The sequence below is a fragment of the [Flexibacter] sp. ATCC 35208 genome (assembly GCF_001975825.1).
In the GTDB taxonomy this organism is placed as follows: Bacteria; Bacteroidota; Bacteroidia; order Chitinophagales; family Chitinophagaceae; genus Chitinophaga.
Genome location: NZ_MTKN01000192.1, coordinates 1 through 910 on the forward strand (window position 1 = coordinate 1; position 910 = coordinate 910).

Genomic DNA, 910 nt, shown 5'->3' on the forward strand with positions numbered 1-910 from the left:
TTTAGTCTTTATTGAATTGTCTTTATACAAACACGAAACCCAGGAATAGTTGATCTTTGTTTTGCGAACCAAAAGATACTACCCTGGGAATCATAAGCGAAGGTATAATAAGAAAATGGATATTGCCGCATTTAAGTATAGGAAAGCGAGGATATAAGTCAAAAGTGGATTTGGTGAAAGTAGTAAGCTTGATATTAAAACGGTTAAAAACGGGCTGTCAGTGGCGAGAATTAAGTATTAAAGAATATTTCCCCAATGGTGAAATTACGTGGCAAGGCGTGTATTACTACTTTAATAAATGGAGCAGCGATGGATCGTGGAAACTTATCTGGATAAATCTTTTAAAGGAAAATCGCCAAATCCTTGATTTGTCTTCGATTCAATTAGATGGAAGTCATACACCATCGAAGCGAGGAGGCTATGCAGTAGGCTATCAGGGTCGAAAATCATGCAAAACGAGTAATAGTTTGTTTTTGAGTGACAATCAAGGCCAGATACTTAGTGTAAGCGAGCCACAATCCGGCAATCACAATGATCTTTATAATATTGTTTCAACTTTTGAAGAAATGCTAACCACCCTCGAAGAGGCTACAATAAATACGAAAGGATTGTTCTTAAATGCAGATGCAGGATTTGATGGAGGAGAATTCAGAGAATACTGTATGGAAAAGGAATTGGAAGCTAATATCGCTACCAATTCCCGTAATAGCAAGCAAACCAGTGAGTCATATCAATACTTTGATGATCAATTATATAAAAGACGCTACAAGATCGAACAAGCAAATGCCTGGATGGATAGCTTCAAAGCATTAATAATTAGATTTGAAACAAAAGCGGCTAACTGGAGAGCATTACAATGGATCGCAATCTTAGTCCTCTTTTGTAAAAAATTAAAAGACTAAACAACTTC

The 910-nt window shown here is 36.4% G+C and carries 1 protein-coding gene; it reads left to right on the forward strand.

Translation table 11 applies throughout. From position 1 onward, the window contains the following. The first annotated feature begins 56 nt into the window (after positions 1 to 56). Positions 57 to 902 (forward strand): transposase, encoded by an 846-nt coding sequence (locus tag BW716_RS35025; protein WP_220388919.1) that lies wholly within the window; start codon positions 57 to 59, stop codon positions 900 to 902. The last annotated feature ends 8 nt before the right edge of the window (positions 903 to 910 follow it).